The sequence below is a fragment of the Amycolatopsis endophytica genome, assembly GCF_013410405.1.
Taxonomy (GTDB): Bacteria; Actinomycetota; Actinomycetes; order Mycobacteriales; family Pseudonocardiaceae; genus Amycolatopsis_E; species Amycolatopsis_E endophytica.
Genome location: NZ_JACCFK010000001.1, coordinates 2,578,615 through 2,601,004 on the forward strand (window position 1 = coordinate 2,578,615; position 22,390 = coordinate 2,601,004).

General features: G+C 70.8%; 25 protein-coding genes. 13 read left to right on the forward strand and 12 right to left on the reverse strand.

The annotated features are described in order from the left end of the window. The first annotated feature begins 113 nt into the window (after positions 1–113). Positions 114–1,394, forward strand: a complete 1,281-nt coding sequence (locus HNR02_RS12835; RefSeq protein WP_179773416.1) for an MFS transporter — start codon at positions 114–116, stop codon at positions 1,392–1,394. Here HNR02_RS12835 and HNR02_RS12840 read toward each other — a convergent pair. Further along, positions 1,348–2,334: a hypothetical protein gene (locus tag HNR02_RS12840; RefSeq protein WP_179773417.1), complete on the reverse strand. Its 987-nt coding sequence runs from the start codon at positions 2,332–2,334 to the stop codon at positions 1,348–1,350. The genes HNR02_RS12835 and HNR02_RS12840 overlap by 47 nt on opposite strands. 163 nt (positions 2,335–2,497) lie before the next feature. Here HNR02_RS12840 and HNR02_RS12845 point away from each other — a divergent pair, with 163 nt between their 5' ends. Beyond that, positions 2,498–2,935: a hypothetical protein gene (locus HNR02_RS12845; protein ID WP_376772854.1), complete on the forward strand. Its 438-nt coding sequence runs from the start codon at positions 2,498–2,500 to the stop codon at positions 2,933–2,935. Between the two features lie 74 nt (positions 2,936–3,009). Here HNR02_RS12845 and HNR02_RS12850 read toward each other — a convergent pair whose 3' ends face one another. The 4 genes from HNR02_RS12850 to HNR02_RS12865 all read right to left on the reverse strand — a co-directional run bounded on the left by HNR02_RS12850 (position 3,010) and on the right by HNR02_RS12865 (position 6,920). Then, positions 3,010–3,798, reverse strand: coding sequence for an arylamine N-acetyltransferase family protein (locus HNR02_RS12850; protein WP_179773418.1), 789 nt, complete (start codon positions 3,796–3,798; stop codon positions 3,010–3,012). Between the two features lie 101 nt (positions 3,799–3,899). Beyond that, a complete protein-coding gene (locus tag HNR02_RS12855; protein WP_179773419.1) occupies positions 3,900–4,520 on the reverse strand; it encodes a superoxide dismutase in 621 nt (206 codons plus the stop codon). A gap of 164 nt (positions 4,521–4,684) precedes the next feature. Beyond that, the gene (locus HNR02_RS12860) at positions 4,685–5,344 is read right to left on the reverse strand and encodes a biliverdin-producing heme oxygenase (protein WP_179773420.1); all 660 of its coding nucleotides are present in this window, start codon (positions 5,342–5,344) and stop codon (positions 4,685–4,687) included. A 73-nt stretch (positions 5,345–5,417) separates the two neighbouring features. Continuing rightward, positions 5,418–6,920 carry a glutamate-cysteine ligase family protein gene (locus HNR02_RS12865; protein ID WP_179773421.1) on the reverse strand — a complete coding sequence of 501 codons (1,503 nt, stop codon included), beginning with the start codon at positions 6,918–6,920 and terminating at the stop codon, positions 5,418–5,420. Between the two features lie 227 nt (positions 6,921–7,147). On the opposite strand from HNR02_RS12865, the gene HNR02_RS12870 reads away from it, so the two are divergent. Together HNR02_RS12870 and HNR02_RS12875 are read left to right on the forward strand one after the other, a co-directional pair. Continuing rightward, positions 7,148–7,957, forward strand: a complete 810-nt coding sequence (locus HNR02_RS12870; RefSeq protein ID WP_179773422.1) for a TrmH family RNA methyltransferase — start codon at positions 7,148–7,150, stop codon at positions 7,955–7,957. 36 nt (positions 7,958–7,993) lie between these two features. Next, positions 7,994–8,590 carry a DUF2537 domain-containing protein gene (locus tag HNR02_RS12875; RefSeq protein WP_179773423.1) on the forward strand — a complete coding sequence of 199 codons (597 nt, stop codon included), beginning with the start codon at positions 7,994–7,996 and terminating at the stop codon, positions 8,588–8,590. A gap of 248 nt (positions 8,591–8,838) precedes the next feature. Here HNR02_RS12875 and HNR02_RS36760 read toward each other — a convergent pair whose 3' ends face one another. From HNR02_RS36760 to sepH, 3 genes are all read right to left on the reverse strand, one after another. Beyond that, positions 8,839–9,144 (reverse strand): DUF5615 family PIN-like protein, encoded by a 306-nt coding sequence (locus HNR02_RS36760; RefSeq protein WP_218902822.1) that lies wholly within the window; start codon positions 9,142–9,144, stop codon positions 8,839–8,841. Further along, positions 9,141–9,296: a DUF433 domain-containing protein gene (locus HNR02_RS12885; protein WP_218902823.1), complete on the reverse strand. Its 156-nt coding sequence runs from the start codon at positions 9,294–9,296 to the stop codon at positions 9,141–9,143. Before HNR02_RS12885 ends, HNR02_RS36760 begins: the two co-directional genes overlap by 4 nt. Positions 9,297–9,417: 121 nt before the next feature. Continuing rightward, complete coding sequence (sepH, locus tag HNR02_RS12890; protein WP_179773424.1) at positions 9,418–10,209, reverse strand: septation protein SepH; 792 nt, start codon at positions 10,207–10,209, stop codon at positions 9,418–9,420. Positions 10,210–10,373: 164 nt separating this feature from the next. Here sepH and HNR02_RS12895 point away from each other — a divergent pair, with 164 nt between their 5' ends. Beyond that, the gene (locus HNR02_RS12895) at positions 10,374–11,528 is read left to right on the forward strand and encodes a glycosyltransferase 87 family protein (RefSeq protein WP_312860987.1); all 1,155 of its coding nucleotides are present in this window, start codon (positions 10,374–10,376) and stop codon (positions 11,526–11,528) included. Here the strand turns inward: HNR02_RS12895 and serC are convergent. The 3 genes from serC to HNR02_RS12910 are packed head-to-tail and all read right to left on the reverse strand — an operon-like array spanning position 11,436 to position 14,586. Next, complete coding sequence (gene serC, locus HNR02_RS12900) at positions 11,436–12,560, reverse strand: phosphoserine transaminase (RefSeq protein ID WP_179773425.1); 1,125 nt, start codon at positions 12,558–12,560, stop codon at positions 11,436–11,438. The genes HNR02_RS12895 and serC overlap by 93 nt on opposite strands. Before the next feature lie 54 nt (positions 12,561–12,614). Beyond that, positions 12,615–13,967, reverse strand: a complete 1,353-nt coding sequence (locus HNR02_RS12905; protein ID WP_179773426.1) for a serine hydrolase domain-containing protein — start codon at positions 13,965–13,967, stop codon at positions 12,615–12,617. Between the two features lie 4 nt (positions 13,968–13,971). Then, a complete protein-coding gene (locus HNR02_RS12910) occupies positions 13,972–14,586 on the reverse strand; it encodes a TetR/AcrR family transcriptional regulator (protein WP_179773427.1) in 615 nt (204 codons plus the stop codon). Positions 14,587–14,640: 54 nt separating this feature from the next. On the opposite strand from HNR02_RS12910, the gene HNR02_RS12915 reads away from it, so the two are divergent. Further along, positions 14,641–15,846, forward strand: coding sequence for an MFS transporter (locus tag HNR02_RS12915; RefSeq protein ID WP_179773428.1), 1,206 nt, complete (start codon positions 14,641–14,643; stop codon positions 15,844–15,846). Here HNR02_RS12915 and HNR02_RS12920 read toward each other — a convergent pair. Continuing rightward, positions 15,833–16,975: a citrate synthase 2 gene (locus HNR02_RS12920; RefSeq protein WP_179773429.1), complete on the reverse strand. Its 1,143-nt coding sequence runs from the start codon at positions 16,973–16,975 to the stop codon at positions 15,833–15,835. The genes HNR02_RS12915 and HNR02_RS12920 overlap by 14 nt on opposite strands. Positions 16,976–17,215: 240 nt before the next feature. Between HNR02_RS12920 and HNR02_RS12925 the strand changes: the two genes are divergently transcribed. The 7 genes from HNR02_RS12925 (at position 17,216) to pdxH (ending at position 22,359) form a co-directional block, all read left to right on the forward strand. Next, positions 17,216–17,518 (forward strand): urease subunit gamma, encoded by a 303-nt coding sequence (locus HNR02_RS12925; RefSeq protein ID WP_179773430.1) that lies wholly within the window; start codon positions 17,216–17,218, stop codon positions 17,516–17,518. Between the two features lie 9 nt (positions 17,519–17,527). Further along, positions 17,528–17,824, forward strand: a complete 297-nt coding sequence (locus tag HNR02_RS12930; RefSeq protein WP_179773431.1) for an urease subunit beta — start codon at positions 17,528–17,530, stop codon at positions 17,822–17,824. After that, entirely contained in the window at positions 17,821–19,527 is a 1,707-nt protein-coding gene (locus HNR02_RS12935) for an urease subunit alpha (RefSeq protein ID WP_179773432.1), read from the forward strand. Before HNR02_RS12930 ends, HNR02_RS12935 begins: the two co-directional genes overlap by 4 nt. Continuing rightward, complete coding sequence (locus HNR02_RS12940) at positions 19,527–20,192, forward strand: urease accessory protein UreF (RefSeq protein ID WP_179773433.1); 666 nt, start codon at positions 19,527–19,529, stop codon at positions 20,190–20,192. Before HNR02_RS12935 ends, HNR02_RS12940 begins: the two co-directional genes overlap by 1 nt. Further along, positions 20,182–20,886, forward strand: a complete 705-nt coding sequence (gene ureG, locus HNR02_RS12945) for an urease accessory protein UreG (RefSeq protein WP_179773434.1) — start codon at positions 20,182–20,184, stop codon at positions 20,884–20,886. Before HNR02_RS12940 ends, ureG begins: the two co-directional genes overlap by 11 nt. After that, entirely contained in the window at positions 20,883–21,587 is a 705-nt protein-coding gene (locus tag HNR02_RS12950) for an urease accessory protein UreD (protein WP_179773435.1), read from the forward strand. Before ureG ends, HNR02_RS12950 begins: the two co-directional genes overlap by 4 nt. Positions 21,588–21,687: 100 nt before the next feature. Beyond that, positions 21,688–22,359 (forward strand): pyridoxamine 5'-phosphate oxidase, encoded by a 672-nt coding sequence (gene pdxH / locus HNR02_RS12955; protein ID WP_179773436.1) that lies wholly within the window; start codon positions 21,688–21,690, stop codon positions 22,357–22,359. Positions 22,360–22,390: the final 31 nt, after the last annotated feature.

Genomic DNA, 22,390 nt, shown 5'->3' on the forward strand with positions numbered 1-22,390 from the left:
CCGGGGCCGACCGCTCGTCCTGCACAGCCCCTGCCGGGCGCCTGGCCGACGGCACTCGCACAACCTCCGAGCCCCCGGAAGCGCCCGCGGAGAAGCCCGAGCCCAAGCTGAGCATGTTCGCGTCCCTGCGGGTGCGCAACTACCGGCTGTTCTTCTCCGGCCAGGTCATCTCGAACATCGGCACCTGGATGCAGCGCATCGCGCAGGACTGGCTGGTGTTCACGCTGTCCGGCAACAACCCGGTCGCGCTCGGCATCGCGGTGGCGCTGCAGTTCCTGCCGACCCTGATGCTGTCCCTGTGGGCGGGCGTACTCGCCGACCGCGTCGACAAGCGCAAGCTGTGCATCGCGATCCAGAGCGGGATCGGGGTGCAGGCGCTGGTGCTCGGGCTGCTCGACGTGAGCGGCGTGGTGACGCTGTGGCAGGTGTACCTGCTGTGCTTCGTGCTCGGGATCTTCAGCTCGCTGGACGTGCCCGCGCGTCAGTCGTTCGTCGCGGAAATGGTGGGGCGCAAGCAGATCACCAACGCCGTCGCGCTGAACTCGTCGGTGTTCAACATGGCGCGGATCGTCGGGCCCGCCATCGCCGGCTTCGCGATCACCTGGGTCGGCACCGGCTGGATGTTCCTGGCCAACGCGGTCAGCACGCTCGCCGTCATCACCGGCCTGCTGCTGATGAACCCGGACAAGCTCTTCCGCGGCCCGGCCGTGGCACGGGCGAAGGGGCAGCTGCGTGAGGGCCTGGCCTACGTGCGCGGCCGCGCGGACCTGGTGTCGCTGATGGTGCTGGTGTTCTTCGTCAGCACGTTCGGGATCACGTTCTTCACGTCGCTGGCCATCGTGGCGGGCAACGTCTTCGGTACCCAGGCCGACGGGTACGGCCTGCTGTCCACGCTGCTGGCGGTCGGCACGTTCACCGGTTCGCTGATGGCGGCCCGCCGCGGGGTGCGCGGCAGGCCGCGGGTGCGGCTCCTGCTGATCGCGGCGTTCAGCCTGGGCGCCGTCGAGGTCGTCGCCGCGTTCATGCCGACGTACCTGGCCTTCGGGATCGCGCTCATCCCGCTCGGCTTCGCCACGATCACGTTCCTCAACACCGCGAACTCGCTCGTCCAGACGTCGGTCTCGCCGGAGATGCGCGGCCGCGTCATGGGGCTCTACGTGCTGGTGCTGATCGGCGGCAACCCGATCGGCGGCCCGATGGTCGGGTGGATGGCCGACACGTTCGGTGGCCGGTCGCCGTTCTACATCGGCGGCACGATCTCCGCGATCGCCGCCGTGGCCTGCGCGATCGTGCTCGCCCGTCGGGGCGGCATGGCCCGGCCGGTCCAGCTGGCCGGGCTGCGCGTGCTCAGCGCCCGAGGAGCGCGGGCAGGACGGACTCGGCGAGCGCTCTGAGGTCCCGGCCGGTGCCGGTGAAGGACAGTTCCTGGCTGGTGTCGTCGTCGAGCTTGACCGCCACCACGTCCGGCGTGATCAGCGCGGGACGGCCGGCGAGGGTGTCCGGGTAGGCGCGCGGGGTCACGTCGTCGCTCAGCGCGGCCTGCACCGTGCGGACCGTGCAGCGGCCGTCGAACTTCGGCTTCGCGGAGGTGGTGCTGGTCTTCATCGCCTCGGCCAGGCTGGTGCACAGCTGCCACGAGACCACCGGCCACGGCGAGTCGAGAATGCCGTACCCCGGCACCGGTTCGGTTGCCTCCATCGCGATCACGCCGTTCTGGTTCGCCCGCGGCAGGTCCGGTCCCGGCGCCATGGTGGAGTCGATGACGTCGCGCGCGATCGAGGTGGCGAGCTCGTCGAGCGCGAGACCCGGACGGGTGACGGCGTAGCGCGTGATCTCCACCCGCAGGTAGGGGTGGATCTCCCCGCTGGGCTGGTCGTCGACCAGATGGGCGTTGAGGCGCGCGTTGACCGTGCCGCTGGACTCGACCTCGGCGGCGCGCCCGGAGACGGTCAGCGTCTGCGGGGAGCGAAGCTGCGCGGGCAGGTTGTCGAGCCGGAGGACGACGTCGAGGCTCCCGGTCACGATGTGGCAGCCGCCGCCGCGGACCTCGCGGAGCGTGGCGCCACCGAGCACGGCCTGCCAGCGCTGCTCGGACAGCGCCTGGCACAGCACGTGGCCCGAGCTGTCGGACGGCAGCGCGGCGATCATCTCGCCGGAGGGCATCGGGACGCGCCGGGGCAGCTCGCCGTCCTTGGTCGGCCAGACGGCGGGCAGGCCCGGCGCGGCGGGTGGCGCGGCGCTGCCCTGCGACCAGATGTAGCCGGCCGCACCGGCGACGGACGCGAAGGACAGCAGAACGCCGATCACGATGGCGATCACTGTGGACGTCTTCACGCGCGCAACGCTATCCGGTGACCGAGCGAGTTCGAGCAGTGATCCCCTTCCGGAGCGTTAACGTGGGTGGTGCACGACTGGCGTCGGGTGGACAACCACCAGGGAGTGCAGGTCGAGAAGGGACGAGACCGCGGAGCGCGTCCGCGCGCTGGGCCGCCCACCGGTGCTGGCCACGGTGCTCGTCGGCGACGACCCGGCCTCGCGCAGCGTCGAGCTGCCCGAGACCACGACGACGGCCGAACCCGTGGCTCGCGTCGGTGAGCTGTCCGCCGATCCGGAGGTGGACGGGATCCTGCTCGCGCGGGACGCCACCGTCACCTACTGCCACTCGAAGACGCGCGAACTCGCGGAGGTGGTGCGCGAGGCCGACGTCGTCGTGGCCGCGATCGGGCGGCCCGAGTTGGTCCGCGGGGAGTGGATCAAGCCGGGTGCCGTGGTGGCGGACGCGGGGTACCACCCGGGCGGCGTCGGCGATGTCGAGTTCGCGGCGGCGGCCGAGCGCGCCGCCGCGATCACGCCCGTTCCCGGCGGCGTGGGCCCGATGACCATCGCCGTGTTGCTCGCCCGGACGGTCGACGCCGTGGCCGCCACGATCGAGTGAACGAAGGGCCACTTGCGGACGGCAGTGAAGTTAGGCTAACCTAATGCTTGTCCGCTTCGTGGTGGGAGCGGCAGTCAGTTCGGGAACGGGCGGAGCCCCGGTGCCGGGAAGTTTCCCAGCGCCGGGGCTTCGTTCATGTCGAGGCCGAAGTGCACCCGGTACGCCTCGAGCTTCTCCCGCTCGTCCAGATCCCGCACGGCTCGTTTGCCGTCGACCGTTTCGATCAGCTTGTCGCCCGCGATCGTGATCCGGCCGGACGGCGTGCAGATCGCGCACAGCACGTTCTGCGTGAAATGCGAGTCCGGCGAGGTGGCCTGGAACCAGCACGACGGGACGAAGTCGGCGAGTTCCCGCGCCCGCGGCTCCAGCCGGTAGACCGGCTCGCCGTTGTGCCGGACCTCGATGTCACTGCCGGGCAGATCGAGCACCAGGAACTCGCCCTCGACGTCCTCCTGCGGTGCGCACGCGTTCAGGCGCAACGGCTCCCGCGCGAACCTGCCGAAGCCGACATCGGCCAGCCACGGCTCGTCCAGGTCGACCCGCAGGGCCAGGTGGTCGAACGGGGCGCCCCACTGGCCGCCGCCGTAGACGCGTCCCGCCAGCAGCGTCACCGTGAACCCGAGCTCGCGCAGCAGTGCGGCGAAGAGGCCGTTCAGCTCGTAGCAGAAGCCGCCACGGCGCCGCCGTACAACCTTGTCGAACAATGATTCCTCGTCGAGCACGATTCGCTCGGGCAGGTGAACGGAGAGGTTCTCGAACGGCACCGTCAGCAGGTGGGCCACGTGCAGCTCACGCAGCGCCGTCACGTTCGGAACGGCGGGCCGGGCGGCCCCGATACGGGCCAGGTACGCGTCGACGTCCATACCGTCAGCCTGCACCCTCCACTGTGGTCGAGGTCAAGGCAAAAAAAGAAGGGCCCTGTCCGCGCGGGCGCGCGGAAGGACCCCTCGTGGGCTAGCCCTCCTCAGAGGAGCAGGCCGTTGCCGCCGGAGACGGCGTTGTCGAAGCGCTTGCTGATCTCGCCCCAGTTGTAGACGTTCCACAGCGCCTTGACGTAGTCCGCCTTGACGTTCTTGTAGTCCAGGTAGAACGCGTGCTCCCACACGTCGACCAGCAGGATCGGCACGGTCGGCAGGATGAGGTTGTTGTGGTGGTCGCGCAGCTGCTGCGTGATCAGCGTCTTGCCCACCGGGTCCCAGGACAGCGCGGCCCAGCCGTTGCCCTGGATGGTCGTGGCGACCGCGGTGAACTGCGCCTGGAACTTGTCCCAGGAACCGAACGACTCGTCGATCGCGGACGCGAGGTCACCGGTCGGCTTGTCGCCACCCTCCGGGGACAGGATCTTCCACCACACCACGTGGTTCGCGTGCCCGGCCAGGTTGAACGCCAGTGTGGTCTCGAGGCCGACGATCGACCCGAAGTCGCCCTTGTCCCGAGCCTCGGCGAGCTTGTCCAGGGTGTCGTTGGCGCCCTTGACGTAGGTCGCGTGGTGCTTGCTGTGGTGCAGCTCGTTGATCTCACCCGAGATGTGCGGAGCGAGCGCGCCGTAGTCGTAGTCGAGTTCGGGAAGCTCGTAGCGGGCCATCAGCCCTCCTTCTTGTGCGACGCAAAGTCCCTTGCCGTATCAGAACCTAGTCCTCGCGGGCGCACGTGGCTAACTGGGGAGCCGCTGTCCGCACTGCGGGAACCGGTCATGCCGCAAGCCTGCAACCTCCAGCTTGATCGAGGTCAACAGCGGTGTGCCGATGATCACTGCGCCAGGTCGTCGAGCACTGCGATGTTGAACTCGAACGCGACCAGCGTCTCGGTGACGATCCGGGAGCGCTCGGCCCCGGTCCACGGTGTGTCGTCGAGCAGCGCCTTGTACTGCTTGCGGAACGCGGGCACGTTGCCGATGTCGTCGAAGTGGTAGAACGTCGCGCCCGGCCCCTCGACGCCGTGGGCCTTGGCCAGCAGCTTCCGCACCGCCTGCCCGCCGGCGAGGTCGCCGAGGTAGCGGGTGTAGTGGTGGGCGACGTAGCCGCCCGCCCAGTCGAAGGCCACCGCACGGATGCGGTGCACGTAGTCCTCGGTGGCCGCGACCGGCTGGACGTGCTCACGCCAGTGCTCGCCGTAGAGGAACTCCAGGTCGACCGTCAGCGACGGCAGGCGGCGCAGCTCGTCGAACACGAACCGGCTGCCGACCGGATCGCGGCGCATCGCGTCGGCGGCCTGCTCGATCGCCTCGTAGATGAACCAGTACTGCGCGGCCAGCCGCGCGTACTGCGACAGGTCGAGGTCGCCGCTGAACAGCTCGCGCATGTACCGCGAGTGGTGCGCCCGGTCGTGCGCGCGCCGCGTCGACTCCCGCAGCGTGGTCGAAAACGGGGTCCGGTCGGAATCCAGGTCAACCGTGAGGGGAGCCACCATGACAGGCAGCCTAAGCGACATCGGTCACTTAGGCTACCCTAAGAAGCCGGTATTGACCCGAACAGAGCCATGATCACGCAGCGTCGACGGGCCAGGTGTGCACGGCCTCGCCACCGCGGCTCAGTTCGAGGTAGCGGCTCAGCATCGCGGTCAGAGCCGATTCCCGCTCGGCCCCGCGGGCCTCCGACTCCGCGACCACCGCGCGCTGCCACCACGCCCCGTTGCGGCGCGTCAGGCAACGCTGCTCGATGACGCCGAGGTAGCGGTCGATGGCGGCCTCCGACACATCGGCGCTGCGCAGGCCGCCTGCCGCGAGCGGCAGCAGCACGCGGAGCACCAGCTCGTCCGGCGGGACCCAGCCCTGGCCCGGCCAGTAGAGCTGCGCGTCGAACCCGTTGCGGGCACCGGCGTAGAGGTTCTCCTCGGCGGCCTGGAACGACATCTGTGTCCACACCGGACGCTCCGCCTCCGCCAGCGCCCGCTGTGCACCGTAGAAGAACGCCGCGTTGGCCATCATGTCCAGCACCGTCGGCCCGGCGGGCAGGACGCGGTTCTCCACGCGCAGGTGCGGTTTGCCGTCGACCACGTCGTACACCGGGCGGTTCCAGCGCCACACCGTGCCGTTGTGCAGCATCAGCTCCGTCAGCTGCGGCGCCTGCCCGTTCTCCAGCGTGTCCAGCGGGTCCTCGCGGTCGGTCTGCGGCAGCAGGCCGGGGAAGTACCGCACGTTCTCCTCGAACAGGTCGAAGATCGACGTGATCCAGCGTTCGCCGAACCACACGCGCGGCCGCACGCCCTGGTTGCGCAGCTCTTCCGGCCGCGTGTCGGTGGCCTGCAGGAACAACGGGATGCGGGTCTCGTGCCAGAGCGCCTTGCCGAGCAGGAACGGCGAGTTCGCGCCGACCGCGACCTGCACGCCCGCCAGGCACTGCGCGGCGTTCCAGTGCGTGGCGAACTCCTCGGGCGCGACCTGGACGTGCAGCTGCACCGACGTGCACGCGGCCTCCGGCAGGATCGACTCCGAGTAGGTGCGCAACCGCTCCGGGTTGTGCCCGGTGAGCGCGGCGCCGTCCATCGACAGCGCGATGTCCTCACCGCGGGCGGCGAAGATCTGGTCGTTGAGCAGCGTGTAGCGCGTGTTGTTGGTGATCCACTTCTGGTCGAAGTGGTGCTGCTCCAGCGTGGGCAGGATGCCGATCACGGCGAGCCGCGCGCCCGCGGTGTGCGCGTGCGAGTCCGCGCCGGCGAGGTAACCGACGAGGTCGTCCTCCAGATCGATCGCCGACCTGCCCGCGAGCGGGCGCGGCGGGACGTTCAGTTCGATGTTGTGCTGCGACAGTTCCGTCGTGAACGACTCGTCGTCCAGTGATTCCAGCACGGTACTGTTCGACATGGACGGAGTCAGCCGCTCGTCGACGAGGTTCAGCTCGACCTCGAGTCCGATGTGTCTTCGCGGGAACGAGAAGCTGTTGTCGGCGAGCATCCGGGCCAGGGTGTCCAGACACCGCTGGAGCTTGTGCCGGTAGCGTGCCCGGTCCCGTGGGGTGAAGCTGTCCGCCGACACTTCCTTGCCCATGCCATCCTTCTTCTGGAGTCCGGGCCGCGGCTGGTGATCGCCTCGGCGTGTTCGGCCGACCACCGTCGCACAACGATCGTTCCGCGGTCATCGTCCAAAACGGTGGCCTCGCCGTGACGTGCTGCACTTCGTCTCGTGCTGCTCCATTCGGTCCAGTGGTACCGAGTCCGTTCGGAGTACCCACCCCGACTACGGAGGGTTTACCCCGAAGTCGCAAACTTCATGCCGTGGCCCAGATCGTGCGAACCGACAACGAGAGTGATCCGCGGCTCGACGACTTCCGGGACCTGTCGACGGCGGACCGGCGGCCGGACCGGCCGGGCGGGCGCGGACTGGTGATCGCGGAGGGCACGGTGGTCGTGCGCCGCCTGCTCGCCTCGGCGTACCCGCCGCGGGCGTTGCTGGGGGTCGAGCGGCGGATCGGCGAGCTGGCCCCTGAGCTGGCCGGGGTGCCGGTGCCCGCGTACGTGACGTCGGCCGAGGTGATGGCCGCGGTGGTCGGCTTCCACCTCAACCGCGGCGTGCTGGCGGTGGCCGATCGCGCGCCGCAACCGGATGTCGACGAGATCCTGGCGCGGGCCCGCGTGATCGCGGTACTGGAGGGCGTTGGCGACCACGAGAACCTCGGCGCGTTGTTCCGCAACGCGGCCGCGCTCGGGGTCGACGCGGTGCTGCTCGGCGCCGGGTGTTCCGATCCGCTGTACCGGCGCAGTGTGCGGGTGTCGATGGGCAACGTGCTGCGGGTGCCGTTCGCCGCGTTGACTCCGTGGCCGTCCGGGTTGGAGCGGGTGCGGGCGGCGGGGTTCCGGATCGCGGCGATGACCCCCGGAGCCGACGCGGTGAGCTTGCGCGAGGTGGCTTCGGGTGGTGGACGGACGGCGCTGCTGCTCGGTTCGGAGGGGCCGGGGCTCACCGCCGAGGCGCTGGCGAGCGCCGATGTCGCGGTCCGGATCCCGATGAGCGAGGGGGTCGACTCCCTCAACGTGGCCACTGCCGCGGCCGTGGCCTTCTACGAACTCGCGGCAGCGGTAAATTGACGGCGGAGTGGGGTGCCGAGCCGGAAAGGTGCATGCGTGGAACTGCGGGTCCGCGGCGACCGGGCCGTGCTCAAGGGGCACGGCGAGCTGTACACGCGCGAAATCGACCCGCACAGCCTCGCGCTGGGCGTCGACCTCGCCGACGCGCTGCACGAGTGGGCGCAGGTCGCGGCGGCTCTGCGCCGGTCGGCGAACGACCCGAACGAGGCGGGGACAGTGGTGTCCCGGCGCGGGCAGCAACTGGCTTCCCGGGTCGCGAGCGTGATGGGCACACCGGTGCACTACGTGGACCCGGTGACGGGCGAGCAGGTGGTCGTGCCGCCCCCACCCCCGTCCGCCAAGCCCCGCCGGTTGTTCGCGGCCGTCGGTGACGAGCCCACCCCCTGGGGGACGGGCCTGATCGTGGCCGGTTTCGTGGCGGCGGTCGTGATCGTGGCGATGATGGCGCTGGCGATCGCGCTCGCCGCGGAGACCGCCGGATGGCTGGTGCTGGTCGCGGCCGTCGTGGTCACCGGGGGAATCGCGCCGTCGCTGTGGTTGGCGCGGAAGCTGCCGATCATCCGGTGGATCGCGCTCGGGGCCGCGGGCGGGGTCGTGATTTCGTGGATCGGTGTGCTGGGGGTGGTTTTTTGACGGGGTGTGTGGCGCCGGAAGGGGCGGCTCCAAAGATCAAGGGAATGGTCCTCGCCGGACGGGCTGGCTCCGGGATGACCACCCAGCTCAATTTGCGGGCAGCTCGCTGGCGCTCGCCGCGTAAAGATCAAGAGCACGGTGCTGGCGCGCCGCTCCGGATGCTGGTCAGCGTTCCCACGACGTGGATGGTGCGGATCAGGCGAGGAACGGGAGACGCCGCACGCGTAGCCACTCATCCGCGAGCACCACTACTGCGCCGTTCTCCAGGTCGTCGAGCACAGTCGGCAGTTTGGCGAGTATGACCGCGTCTGCTCGGCAGCCCTGCGCCCCACCAGTAGCACTGATGGCTTGACGGCGTGTTCCCGGGCCAGGAGGGTGCCGAAGTCGGTGTCCGCTGAGATCGGCACTCTGTTCTCGTCGCGAGCCCGTGCCAGTACGACCGGGTCCGGAGCCGCTTGCATCTCGTAGTCACGCAGGTGGGCCGCATCGTGCCCGGCCTCGTTGAGGAGCTCGGCGACCACAGGCGACAGGTTGTTGTCGACCAGAAACCTCACGCCATGTGCCTCAGAGGCAACTCCCGTTCACGGACGGCCTCGGCGGCGAATCGGAGTGACTCCACCACGTCGTCGGTCGTGAGATCCGGCAACTCGGCGACGATCTCGTGGATCGTGATGCCATCAGCAAGCATGGCCACGACCGTGGCCACCGGAATCCGCAGGCCACGGATGCACGGCTGACCCCCCCATGAGATCAGCGTCGACGGTGATCCGTTCGAACGTCACATCATCAACGGTAGCCGGGCTTGCGGATTTTGCGGAATCACGCCGTCAGCCGCGCTGGCTGCGCACTCCCAGCAGCACGTCTTCCCACGCCGGGACCGCCGGGTGGTTCTTCTTCGACTTCGGCTTCGGTTTGGCGGCCGCCGGGTCGGGGTGGGCGTCGATGTCGAGCGTGGGCTGGGCCTCGTCCACCGGCTGCTCCGGTTCGGGCTCCGGGGCCGGGAGCGGCTCGGGTTCGACCGCGCGCAGCGTGCGTGGTGTGCGGTGCGGGTCCAGCAGGTCCTCGGCGTGCTCGTCGAGCGCGGTGACCGTTCCGCCGTGCGCACCGGCCGCGAACTGCCAGTGCGCGGCGTTGTCGGAGCGGCCCGCGGTCCACCGGAGCGCCACGATCCACCGGCCGTCGTCACTGCGCCAGGCGTCCCACGAGGACTGGGAGTAGTCCTGCCCCCGCACCCCGAACGCGTACGCGACGATCTCCCCGAGCGTCCGGACATCGGGACCGTCCTCGCGGACCGGGTGCGCCGACTGGGCCAGCTCGGCGGTGCGGGACCGCTCCAGCAGCACCGGATAGGCGAACCGCTCGACCCGCTCCACCGTCGTGCCCGCCGTGTCCGCGACCTGCTGCACCGACTCGCCGGCCCGGATGCGGGCCTGGATCTCGCGTGGTCGCATCTGGCTCTCCGTCTCGATTTCGATCTGCCCGAGCCGTGGGACATCGCCCCGGACAGCCGCGCGCAGCTTCTCATCGGCGGGCAGGAGGAAACGCTCGCGCCGCGCCGGGTCTTCGCACACGATGGACTTACCGTCCTCGTGCAGCCCGACCACCCTCAGCGTCCGCATCCGCCGCCTCCTCCTGACTTCACCTCTACAGGTGTTCACGGTAGGTCGGCGCGTCCGCTTGACGAGTCAGGCGCGCCGACACTTTTTGGTTGATCTTGCAGGAATTCCGCCCGTTCGGCCACCCGGTTGGCGCAGTTGTGACGGGTATCCGCGAGGATTGCGCGGTGGGGCGGAGGGTTCTGGCCACGGGAGTGGCGATCGAGGTCGTGCTGATCGGGATCCTGCTGGCCTGGAAACGGTTGGACGGCCTCGATCTCGACGTCTACCGCCTCGGCGCGCGGGCCTTGTTCGACCACGGTGACCCGTACGGCGCATTGCCGCCTACGCGCAACGGAACATTCCTGCCGTTCACCTATCCGCCGTTCGCCGCCTTCGTTTTCGCGCCGTTGCTGGTGATTCCGCCCGATGTCGCACTCGCCGGGATCACCGTCGTCTCCGTGCTCGCGCTCGGCGCCGTGCTCGCGTTGTGCTTCGCCCGCCACGACCGCCGGTTGCACGTCTTCGGCGGCATCGCGCTGATCGTGCAGGCCGTCGCGCTGTTCAGCGAACCGGTGCGCGCCACGCTCGGCTTCGGGCAGGTCAACCTGCTGCTGATGCTGCTCGTCACGGTCGACGCGCTCGCCCCGGTCCGCCGGGGCGGGTTCCTCGTCGGCCTGGCCGCGGCGGTGAAGCTGACGCCCGCCGCGTTCGTGCTGTTCTTCTTGCTGCGCAAGGACTTCCGCGCCGCCGCCCGAGCGGTCGCCACCTTCGCCGGGTGCGCGTTGCTCGCCTGGGTCATCGCGCCACGGGCGTCGGTGACGTACTGGACGAAACTCGTCTTCGCCGGAGACCGCGTCGGCGACCCCGGCTACATCGGCAACCAGTCCCTGCGTGGCCTGTTCGCCCGCCTCGGCGCGCCCACCTGGGCGTGGGCGGTCGCCGTGGTCGTCACGCTCGTCGTCACCGTGCTGGTGATGCGCGGAGCCGACCGCGTCGTCGCGTTGCTCGCGTGCGCGCTCGGCGCGCTGCTGGTCTCGCCGGTGTCCTGGACGCACCACTGGGTGTGGGCGGCGCCGGTGATCGGGATCCTGACGTGGCGAGGGCGGCGGCTCCGGCCACTCGTGCTCGGAACCGCCGCCCTCGCGACAGTCGTGTTCGTGCTCAGCCCACTGTGGGACCACCGGAGCGTCTGGCCGCTCGCCGAGAGCTACGTGCTCACCGGCGTGCTGCTGCTCCTCGCGCTCCGGTCAGTCGCCCAGCCGCTCGACGACCCACTCGATGCAGCTGGTCAGCGCCGTGACGTCGCCCGGCTCGATCGCGGGGAACATGCCGACCCGTAGCTGGTTGCGGCCCAGCTTCCGGTACGGCTCGACATCGACGATGCCGTTCGCGCGCAGCACCTTCGCGACCTTCGACGCGTCGATCTCGTCGACGAAGTCCACCGTGCCCACGACCTGCGAGCGCAGCGCCGGGTCCTTCACGAACGGCACCGTGTAGCTGGTCTCCTCGGCCCACTCGTACAGCCGCGTCGAGGAGTCCTTCGTGCGCGAGACCGCCCAGTCCAGGCCACCGTTGCCCAGCATCCACTCGATCTGGTCGGCCAGCAGGAACAGCGTCGCCACCGCCGGGGTGTTGTACGTCTGGTCCTTGCGCGAGTTGTCCACCGCCGTGGTCAGCGACAGGAACTCCGGAATCCACCGGCCGCTCGCGCCGATCTTCTCCACCCGCTCCAGCGCCGCGGGCGACATCAGCGCCAGCCACAGGCCACCGTCGGAGGCGAAGCACTTCTGCGGCGCGAAGTAGTAGACGTCGAAGTCCTCGGCCTTGACCGGCAGGCCGCCCGCACCCGAGGTGGCGTCGATCGCGACGAGCGCGCCCTCGCTGCCGGCGGGGCGGCGCACCGGCACCGCGACACCGGTCGAAGTCTCGTTGTGCGCCCAGCCGACCAGGTCCGCGCCCTGCTCGTAGGCGATTTCCGGGGCGCTGCCCGGCTCGGCCCGCACGACGATCGAGTCACCGAGGAACGGCGCGTCCGAGGTCACCTTCGCGAACTTCGACGAGAACTCGCCGTAGGTGAAGTGCTGCGCGCGCTCGTTCACCAGGCCGAACGCCGCCGCGTCCCAGAACGCGGTGGTGCCGCCGTTGCCGAGTACGACCTCGTAGCCCTCGGGCAGCGAGAAGAGCTGGGACAGACCGGAGCGGACCCGCCCGACCAGGGACTTCACCGGCTTCTGCCGGTGGGAGGTGCCCATGAACGCGGCGCCCTCGGAAGCGAGGTTCGCCAGCTGCTCCGCCCGGACCTTGGACGGCCCGCAGCCGAAGCGCCCGTCGGAGGGCTTCAGTTCAGCCGGAATGGTCAGCTCATCGGTCATGCGCCCAGTCTCGCAGGTCGCGTCTCCGCCGCGCGACGCCGGTGGCGGCTCCCACTATGCGGTACGCCAGCCCTCCGGGTCGACGCCGCCGGGCACGGGCGCCGCCGGGTCGTACGGGGTGCGGGTGAAGACGAACGTGGCCAGGTCCAGGTGCCGCGGGGTGCCGTCCGCGGCACGGTGGACGCGCAGCGTCTCGCCGGCGTAGTAGCCGTCCAGGCCGAGCCACTCGTCCTCGGCGACCGGGCGGAAGCGGGACGCACGGCCCGAGCCACCGGCCGGGTACAGGCTGAGCATGCCGCCCGGAATCAGCCGAAGGTGGTACGGCGTCGGGCCCCAGTGCCACAGGCCGGTCAGCGGCAGCAGCGACCGGTCCACCTCGGTGGGCCGCCACTCATCGGGCAGGTTCGGCTCGTGCTCGTCGGCGATCCCGATCAGGTCGGCGACCAGGCCGAGGATCGCTGGGCCCGTGGTGGTGTTGGCGAAGGTCAGCGCGCCGGTGCCGGTGCCCTCGTCGACCAGGGTGCAGGCGAGGAAACCGGGCATCGAGCCGGTGTGCCCGGCCAGGCGGCGGCCCTGGTGCCGCACGAGCTGCAGGCCGAGGCCGTAGCCGGAGGTCCAGGCGTCGCCGTCGTCGACCGTGGCGAGCGCGCGCATCTCGGCGACGGTGTCCGGGCTCAGCACGTCACCTGAGTCGCCGCCGACGAACGCGGTCCACCGGCCCAGGTCCCGCACCGTCGACCACAGCTGACCCGCGGGCGCCATCGCGCCGGCGTCCGGGCTCGGCTCGGGCAGCAGCAGATCGGCGAACGGGTGCACCGCCCAGCCCCGGGCGTGCTTGCCGCGCGGGTGCGGGGTCGTGCGGGTCATGCCCAGCGGATCGAGGACCTCGCGGGTCAGTGCGGTGAGCCAGTCCGTGCCGCGGTGCCGCGCGATCAGCTCGCCGAGCACCCCGTAGCCGACGTTGGAGTAGTGGAACCGGCTGCCGGGACGGTTCTTCAGCGCGTCCGTGGCGAGGCTCGACTCCAGCGCCGCCCAGTCGCCGCCCTCGCTGCGCTCCCACCACGAGCCCGGCGACTCGGAGGTCAGGCCGCCGGTGTGGGACAGCAACTGGCCGACCGTCGAGGAGCCGAAACTGGTGCCGGGGACGTGCTTGTCGAGCGGATCGTTGAGGTCGAGCCTGCCCTCGTCGCGCAGGCGCATGACGAGCGCGGCGACGATCGACTTGGTGATCGAGCCGAGCCGGTACTGCGTGTCGTCATCGGGTGCCGCGCCGTCGACCGCGCCGCGCCCGGCCCACCAGACCACCTCGCCGTCGCGCACGACCGCCGCGGTCATCGACGGGGCGCGCCCGTTCACCTGCTCAAGGGACAGGCGGCGGAGCAGGGCGAATTCGGTGCTGGGCAGCATGCCGTCATTCTGCCGTGCGCGGGGTGAGCAGCTCGGTGAGGGCGAGTTCGAGCGAGCCGAGCAGCCGGCGGTGCAGATCGGAGCCGGGTGGCGCCTGCAGCAGGTGCTGGGCGAAGCCGTCGGTGAGGGCGGCGACGACGTCGGCGAGTTTCCCGGCGTCCAGGTCGTCGCGAACGTGCCCCTGGTGCTGGGCCTGGCCGAGGAAGTCGGCGGTCTGCGCGCGCATGAACTCGTAACCCTCACGCAGGTGGCCTGCCCAGTCGGGGAGGACCGCGGCGCGCGCGGTGAAGGCGAGGATCACGATCACCTCGGCCCGGCGCTGGTCGTCGAGCGGCAGTGCTTCGGCGACCAGTGTCCGCAGCATGGTGAGCAGGTGGTCCCGCGGCGTCCGGTTCCAGCGCTGCTCGATGTACTCGCCGGTCAGGTCGAACGCGAAGTGGAACAGCTCGTCGCGGGTGGAGAAGTACTTCTGCACGGCGCCGGCGGACAGACCGGCCTCCGCGGCGACCGTGCGGACGCTGACGGTCTCGATGCCCTCCCGCGCGATGAGCCGGAGCAGGGCTTCGGCGATCTCCCGGCGGCGCTGGGACCGGTCGACGATCTTGGGCACGGTTGCCATCCTAGGTCTGCCCGTTTTAGGATACGATCGTATCTTGAAACGGGGGGATCGGTGATGACGAGCACTGCGCTGGGGAAGCGGCGGTCGAGGCAGAACGAGCTGGCCGCGGCGCTGACGGCGGGTCCGGTCGAGGTCCTGGACTTCTTCCTGCCGCTGTGGGCGGGCAGTGCGCTGGGGGCGAGCGCGGCCGGGGTGGGGGCGCTGACCGCGCTGGAGACGCTGGTGTCGTTCGCGGTGCGGCCGGTGGCGGGCGCGCTGGCGGACCGCTTCGACCGCGGGCGGCTGGCGGCCGTCGGCGCTGTCCTCTATGGACTGTCGTTCGCCGGGTACGCCGTCGCGCCGGGGCTGGGGGCGGCGTTCGTGGCGGCGGTGCTCGGTGGTGCCGGCGGCGCGGTCTTCTGGGTGGCGTTGCGGGCTCGCGTGGGGGAAGGGCTCGGTGACGACAGGTCCGCGTTCGCCAGGCTGTTCTCGGCCGAGGGCGGCGGCACGTGGATCGCGTTCGTGGTGGCGCTGTGGCTGGTGTCGCGCATCGACTATCGCGGCGTCTTCTGGATCGGCGCGGCGGCGTGCGCGGTGGCGGCGGTGGTGATGCTCGCGCCGGCATCCGCCCCGGGCGCCGTCACCGCCCCGGCCGGGCCCGGGTTCCGCCACCTGGGGCGGCGGCTGCGGCCGATGCTGCTGCTCGTGGTCATCACCGCGCTGGCGGAAGCGGGCGTCGCGCTGTTGCTGCTCATGCACCTGCAGCGCGGGCACCACCTGGAGCTGCACCAGATCGCGGGGGTGTTCCTGCCGGGGTTCATCGTCTACACGACGTTGCCGGAGTACCTGCACCGGGTGACCGGGCGGCTGGGCCGTGCGCGGGTACTGTCGCTGGCGATGGGGTCCAGCGCGGTGTTCGCCGTGGGGTTGTCGTTCGCGCCGAACCCGTTTGTGCTGACCGGGTTGTGGGTGCTCTCCGCGGCCGCGTTCGCCGCGGCGATTCCCGTCGAGCAGGAGATCGTCGCCGAGGCGGCGGGCGTGAGCCTCGGCCGCGCGATGGGCGTCTACGAAAGCGCGAACCTGCTCGGCGCCACGATCGGCACCTTCGCGGCCGGGTTGCTCTACGGCACCGGCTTCGGGTGGCAGGCGGCCTGCGTCGGCGCCGGCGTGATCCTGCTCGGCGGCGCGGCGCTGGTGCGCCCGGTGCTGCGCACCGTCGCACGGGAAAACCCCGGAACCACGGCGGGTTCCGGGGCTCCCAGGCCACCTACAGCGGCTTGACCGCCGACCAGCCCTCGACCTCCTCGGGGGAGCGCGGGCCCGGTCCGACGTAGCTCGCGGAGGGGCGGACCAGCCTGCCGGTCTGCTTCTGTTCCAGGACGTGCGCCGCCCAGCCCGCGGTGCGCGCGGAGGTGAACATGGCGGGCATCATGTGCGTCGGGACCTGCGCGAAGTCCAGGATGACCGCCGCCCAGAACTCGACGTTCGTTTCGATCGCGCGGTCCGGACGGCGCTCGCGCAGCTCGGCCAGTGCTGCCTGCTCCAGGGCGGCGGCCACCTCGAACCGGGCAGCGCCCAGCTCACGGCAGGTGCGGCGGAGCACCCGTGCCCGCGGGTCCTCCGCCCGGTACACCCGGTGCCCGAAGCCCATCAGGCGCTCCTTGCGGTCCAGGATCCCCTTGACCACCTTCCGCGCGTCGCCCTCCTTCTCGACCGCCTCGATCATCGGCAGCACCCGCGCCGGGGCGCCGCCGTGCAGCGGACCCGACATCGCGCCGATCGCGCCCGACAACGACGCCGCGACGTCCGCGCCCGTCGACGCGATGACCCGCGCGGTGAACGTGGAGGCGTTCAGACCGTGCTCGGCCGCCGACACCCAGTACGCGTCCACCGCTTTGACGTGCGCCGGATCCGGCTCGCCGCGCCAGCGCACCATGAAGCGTTCGGTGATCGTGTGCGCCTCGTCGACGCGGGCCTGCGGCACGGCCGGCTGCGCGGTCCCGCGCGCGGACTGGGCCACATAGGACAGTGCCATCACCGAGGCGCGCGCCAGATTGTCGCGTGCCTCCTCGTCGCTGATGTCCAGCAGCGGGCGGAAGCCCCAGATCGGGGCGACCATCGCGAGCGCGGCCTGCGCGTCGACCCGGACATCGCCGGTGTGCACCGGAATCGGGAACGGCTCGGCGGGCGGCAGCCCGGTGCCGAACCGGCCGTCGACGAGCAGGCCCCACACGTCGCCGAAGCTGACCTTGCCGGCCAGGTCCTCGATGTCCACGCCCCGATAGCGCAGCGCGCCGCCGTTGCGATCGGGCTCGGCGATCTCGGTGCGGAAGGCGACGACGCCTTCCAGCCCGGGTTTGAAACCGTCGTCCGGTTCGGTGTTGTTCGCAACGGGCGCTGAGGTAGTCACAGGTGGAGACCTTTCGCTGCGCAATTCCCCGACAGAGGTTGTTACGCGCGCGTGACGCGATCGTGGGCGCCCCGTCGCGCGGTGACCACACCATGCCCCTCGAACGGTCCAGGAGCAATCGAAGAAAGCGGTGGTTTCGGTCACGATTACGAGAACGATCCAGCCACTCCGGGCCGTTCGCACGTAAATCCTGTGTTTCGCGCGAGCGTGTCGCGCTCTTCGCGGTGATAGACCTGGCGCATGCACCTGAGCCCACAGGAGCGCGACAAGCTGCTCGTCCACGTCGCCGCGGACGTGGCACGCAAGCGGCTGGACCGCGGAGTCCGCCTCAACCACCCGGAGGCGGTCGCCCTCATCACCGACCACGTGCTCGAAGGCGCCCGCGACGGCCGCACGGTCGCCGACCTGATGTCCAGCGGCCGCTCGGTGCTGTCCCGCGGGCAGGTGCTCGACGGCGTGTCCGAGATGATCGACTCGGTCCAGGTCGAGGCCACCTTCCCGGACGGCACGAAGCTCGTCACCGTGCACGACCCGATCGTCTGAGGAGCGCGAGTGCGTCCAGGGGAGATCATTCCGGCCGAATCACCCGTCGAGCTGAACCCGGGACGTCCGCGGGAGCGCGTCAGGGTGAGCAACACCGGCGACCGGCCGGTGCAGGTCGGCTCGCACTACCACTTCGCGGTGACCAATTCCGCGCTCGAATTCGACCGTTCGGCCGCACGCGGTCACCGGTTGGACATCCCGGCGGGCACCTCGGTCCGGTTCGAGCCGGGCGTCGAGCGCGAGGTCGACCTGGTGCCGCTGGCCGGCACGAAGACGGTTCCCGGCCTGCGGAAGGACGGCGAGTGAGCAGCATCGACCGCGAGCGCTACGCCGAACTGTTCGGTCCCACCGCGGGCGACCAGGTCCGGCTGGCCGACACCGACCTGCTCATCGAGGTCACCGAGGACCGCAGCATGGGCGCGGGTTCCGGTGACGAGGTGCTGTTCGGCGGCGGCAAGGTGATCCGTGAGTCGATGGGCCAGGGCATGGCGACCCGCGCCGAGGGCGCGCCGGACCTGGTGATCACCGGCGCGGTCGTGCTCGACCACTGGGGTGTGGTCAAGGCCGACGTCGGCGTGCGGGACGGCCGGATCGTCGGCATCGGCAAGGCGGGCAACCCGGACACCATGGACGGCGTCGACCCGAACCTGGTCATCGGCCCCGCGACCGAGATCCTGTCCGGCAACGGGAAGATCCTCACCGCGGGCGGCATCGACTGCCACGTCCACTTCATCTGCCCGCAGCTCGTCGACACCGCGCTCGCGTCCGGCCTGACCACGCTCGTCGGCGGCGGCACCGGCCCGTCGGAGGGCACGAAGGCCACCACCGTCACGCCCGGACCGTGGAACCTGGCCAGGATGCTGCGGGCGATGGACGGCCAGCCGGTCAACGTCCTGTTGCTGGGCAAGGGAAACACCGTCCGTCCGGAGGCGCTGCGGGAACAACTGGCTGCCGGTGCGGGCGGGTTCAAGCTGCACGAGGACTGGGGCAGCACCCCGGCCGCGATCGACGCGTGCCTGTCGGTCGCCGACGAGTCGGGCGTGCAGGTGGCGATCCACACCGACACGCTCAACGAGGCCGGGTTCCTGGAGTCCACTGTGGACGCGGTGGCCGGCCGCTCGATCAACGCCTACCACACCGAGGGGGCGGGCGGCGGGCACGCGCCGGACATCATCAAGGTCGCCGGGCTGGCGAACTTCCTGCCCTCGTCGACCAACCCGACCCGCCCGCACACCGTCAACACCCTCGACGAGCACCTCGACATGCTCATGGTGTGCCACCACCTCAACCCGTCGGTCCCCGAGGACCTGGCCTTCGCCGAGAGCCGGATCCGCCCGGGCACCATCGCGGCCGAGGACGTGCTGCACGACCTGGGCGCGATCTCGATGATGAGCTCCGATTCGCAGGCGATGGGCCGGATCGGCGAGGTGATCATCCGCAGCTGGCAGACCGCGCACGTCATGAAACGCCGCCGTGGCGCACTGCCCGGCGACGGCGCGGCCGACAACCTGCGGGCCCGTCGCTATGTCGCCAAGTACACGATCAACCCGGCGATCGCGCACGGCATGGACGGCGAGATCGGTTCGGTCGAGGTCGGCAAGCTCGCCGATCTCGTGCTGTGGGAGCCGAAGTTCTTCGGCGTCCGGCCGCACGTCGTTCTCAAGGGCGGGTTCGTCGCGTGGGCCGCGATGGGCGACGCCAACGCGTCGATCCCGACCCCGCAACCCGTGCTGGCCCGGCCGATGTTCGGCGCCGCGCCGTCCGTGGCCGCCGCGAGCAGCCTGTACTTCGTCGCGCCCGAAGCGCTCGACACCGATCTCCCGGTGACCCGGCGAGTGGTGCCGGTGCGCAATACGCGGCGTGTGACCAAGGCGGACATGGTGCTCAACGACGCGCTGCCGGACATCCAGGTCGACGCGGACAGCTTCGCGGTGCACGTCGACGGCGAGCTGATCGAACCGCAGCCGGTCGCCGAACTGCCGATGGCCCAACGGTACTTCCTGTTCTGATGGGTATCTCCGCGATCCTGCTGGCCGACTCCCGGTTCCCTGGCGGCGGCCACGTGCACTCCGGTGGACTGGAGGAGGCCGTTTCCCGTGGCCTGATCCGCGACGCGCGCGACTTGCCGGGCTTCCTGCACGGCCGCTTGTGGACAGCCGGGTACCTCGTCGCGGTCTTCGCCGCCGCATCTGTCGTGTGTAGACAGTGGCAGCGGCTGGACGAGGAACTCGACGCCCGCACGCCGTCCGCGGCCCAGCGGGAAGCCTCACGCGCTCAGGGGCGTGGCACCGCGCGCGCCGGGCGGATCGCCTGGCCGTCGCCGGTCATCGACGAGTTGCTGACCGCCACCCCACGCCCGCACCACCCGATCATCACCGGCGCGCTCACCGGCGTTTCCGGTGGCACGCCGCGGGATGCGGCGCTGGCCGTCGCCTACCTCGCGGTCAGCGGACCGGCCAGTGCGGCGGTGCGGCTGCTGGGTTTCGACCCGTTCACCGTCAACGCGATGGTGGCCGCGCTCGCCACGGATCTCGAAGCCGTGGCGGAAAAGGCGGCGGGCTTCGCCGGGACCGACCCGGCACGACTGCCGTCACCCGGATCACCGGCGCTGGATCTGCTCGCCGAAGCACATCTGCGCCAGCACAAGGAAGAGGTGCGTCTCTTTGCCAGCTGAACACGGACACGGACACGGACACGGTCACGTGCACCCGGTCAACTTCGACCCCACGGCCACCGAACCCGACCGGTACGAGGCGCCGGCCGCGCGCGGCCGCGCGTTCCGGCTCGGCATCGGCGGCCCGGTCGGCAGCGGCAAGACCGCGCTGACCGCCGCCCTGTGCCGGGCACTCGGGGACGAGGTGCACCTCGCCGTGGTGACCAACGACATCTACACCACCGAGGACGCCGACTTCCTGCGCAAGGCCGGGGTGCTCGACCCGGCGCGCATCGAGGCCGTGCAGACCGGCGCCTGCCCGCACACCGCGATCCGCGACGACATCACCGCCAACCTCGACGCGGTCGAACGGCTCGAAGACCGGTTCGACGGCCTGGAGCTGGTGATCATCGAAAGCGGCGGGGACAACCTGACCGCGGTGTTCAGTCGCGGGCTGGCGGACAGCCAGATCTTCGTGGTCGACGTCGCGGGCGGCGACAAGGTGCCGCGCAAGGGCGGACCGGGTGTGACGACCGCGGACCTGCTGGTCATCAACAAGATCGACATCGCGCACCTGGTGAACGCCGACATGGACGTGATGACCTCCGACGCCCACCGCATGCGCGGCGAGCTGCCGGTGATCACGCAGTCGCTGGTGCGCACCCCGGACGCGCCCGACGTGGCGGCCTGGGTGCGCAAGCAGCTGGCCGGGTGAAGGCGCACGCCCGGCTCGTCGCCGAGGTCGCCGACGGCCGGACGGTGCTGCGTGAGCTGAGGTCGATGGCGCCGCTGACCCTGGTGCCGCGACGCGGGGCCGGGCCGGCACGGGTGCACCTGGTCAGCTCGGCGACCTCGCCGCTCGGCGGGGACGAGCTGGTCCTGGAGGTCTTCGTCGGACCGGGCGCGGACCTGCGCCTGTCCGGGGTCGCCGCGACGCTCGCCCTGCCCGGGCCGGGTGGGGCGGACAGCACGTCGTCGGTGCGCGTCGAGGTCGCCGGCTCCCTGGAGTACCTGCCGGAGCCGACCGTGGTCACCGCCCGCGCCCGGCACACCGCGGAGCTGGTCGCGACCCTCGATGAGGGCGCACGTTTCCGCACCCGTGAGGTGCTGGTCCTCGGCCGCGCGGGTGAGGCACCGGGGCGGTTCACCACGTCGCAGCGCGTCACCCTCGGTGGCAGGCCGGTGCTGGACCAGACGCTCACCGTCGGCGATCCGGCCCTGGACGCGAGCCTCGCGGTACTGGCCGGTCACCGGGTGCTGGCGACCGAACTGCTGGTCGGCGGCTCGACGGTCGGGGCCGCTTCCGGTGACTGGTGGGCGGTGACCCCGCTGCCCGGGGGCGGGGGCCTGACCACCGCGCTCGCCTCCGACGCCGTCACCGCCGAGGCGCTGCTCCGGAAGGCGCCTCGCGGCTGACACCTTCGTGGCAGGTGTCACCGTTCGCTGGCTTTCGGAGCGGCCGGACAGGCCCTAACGTGGACTGTTACGGGTGAGTAAGCGGGTCGGAGGTTGGCACATGCCAGAGGTCGAGAACGTCGACGACGTAGCGGTACGCCTTCCGGGCATGCGGGTGGCCTACAACAGCGCGGCGCTGGACGAGGCCGACCTGGCCGCAGGCTGGACCGAGCAGTTGCAGGACTGGCTGAACCAGGCCATCGCGGCCGGGGTCGCCGAACCCAACGCGATGGTGCTGGCCACCGCCGACGCCGAAGGCCGTCCGTCCTCCCGCACCGTGCTCTGCAAGGGCCTCGACGAGCGCGGTGTCGTGTTCTACACGAACTACACCTCCAAGAAGAGCCACGACCTGACCGTGACCCGGTACGCGTCGGCGACCTTCCCCTGGTACGCGCTGCAGCGGCAGGTCACCGTGCGGGGCGAGGTCGAGAAGGTCAACGTCAAGGAGACGGCCGAGTACTGGAAGCAGCGCCCGCGCGGCTCGCAGCTCGGTGCCTGGGCGTCGCCGCAGTCGAAGGTCGTGTCCGGGCGTCGTGACCTGGACGTGGCGCTGTCGTCGATCGAGCGCCGTTTCGGTGACGTCGAGGACGTGCCGCTGCCGCCGCACTGGGGCGGGTGGCGCATCCGGCCCGAGATCGTCGAGTTCTGGCAGGGACAGCGGGACCGGCTGCACGATCGGCTGCGGTACGTGCGGAACCATGACGGGTGGCGCGTGGAGCGAGTTGCTCCTTGACGTTGCTTGCGTAGCCGCTACGCGGGTTGTT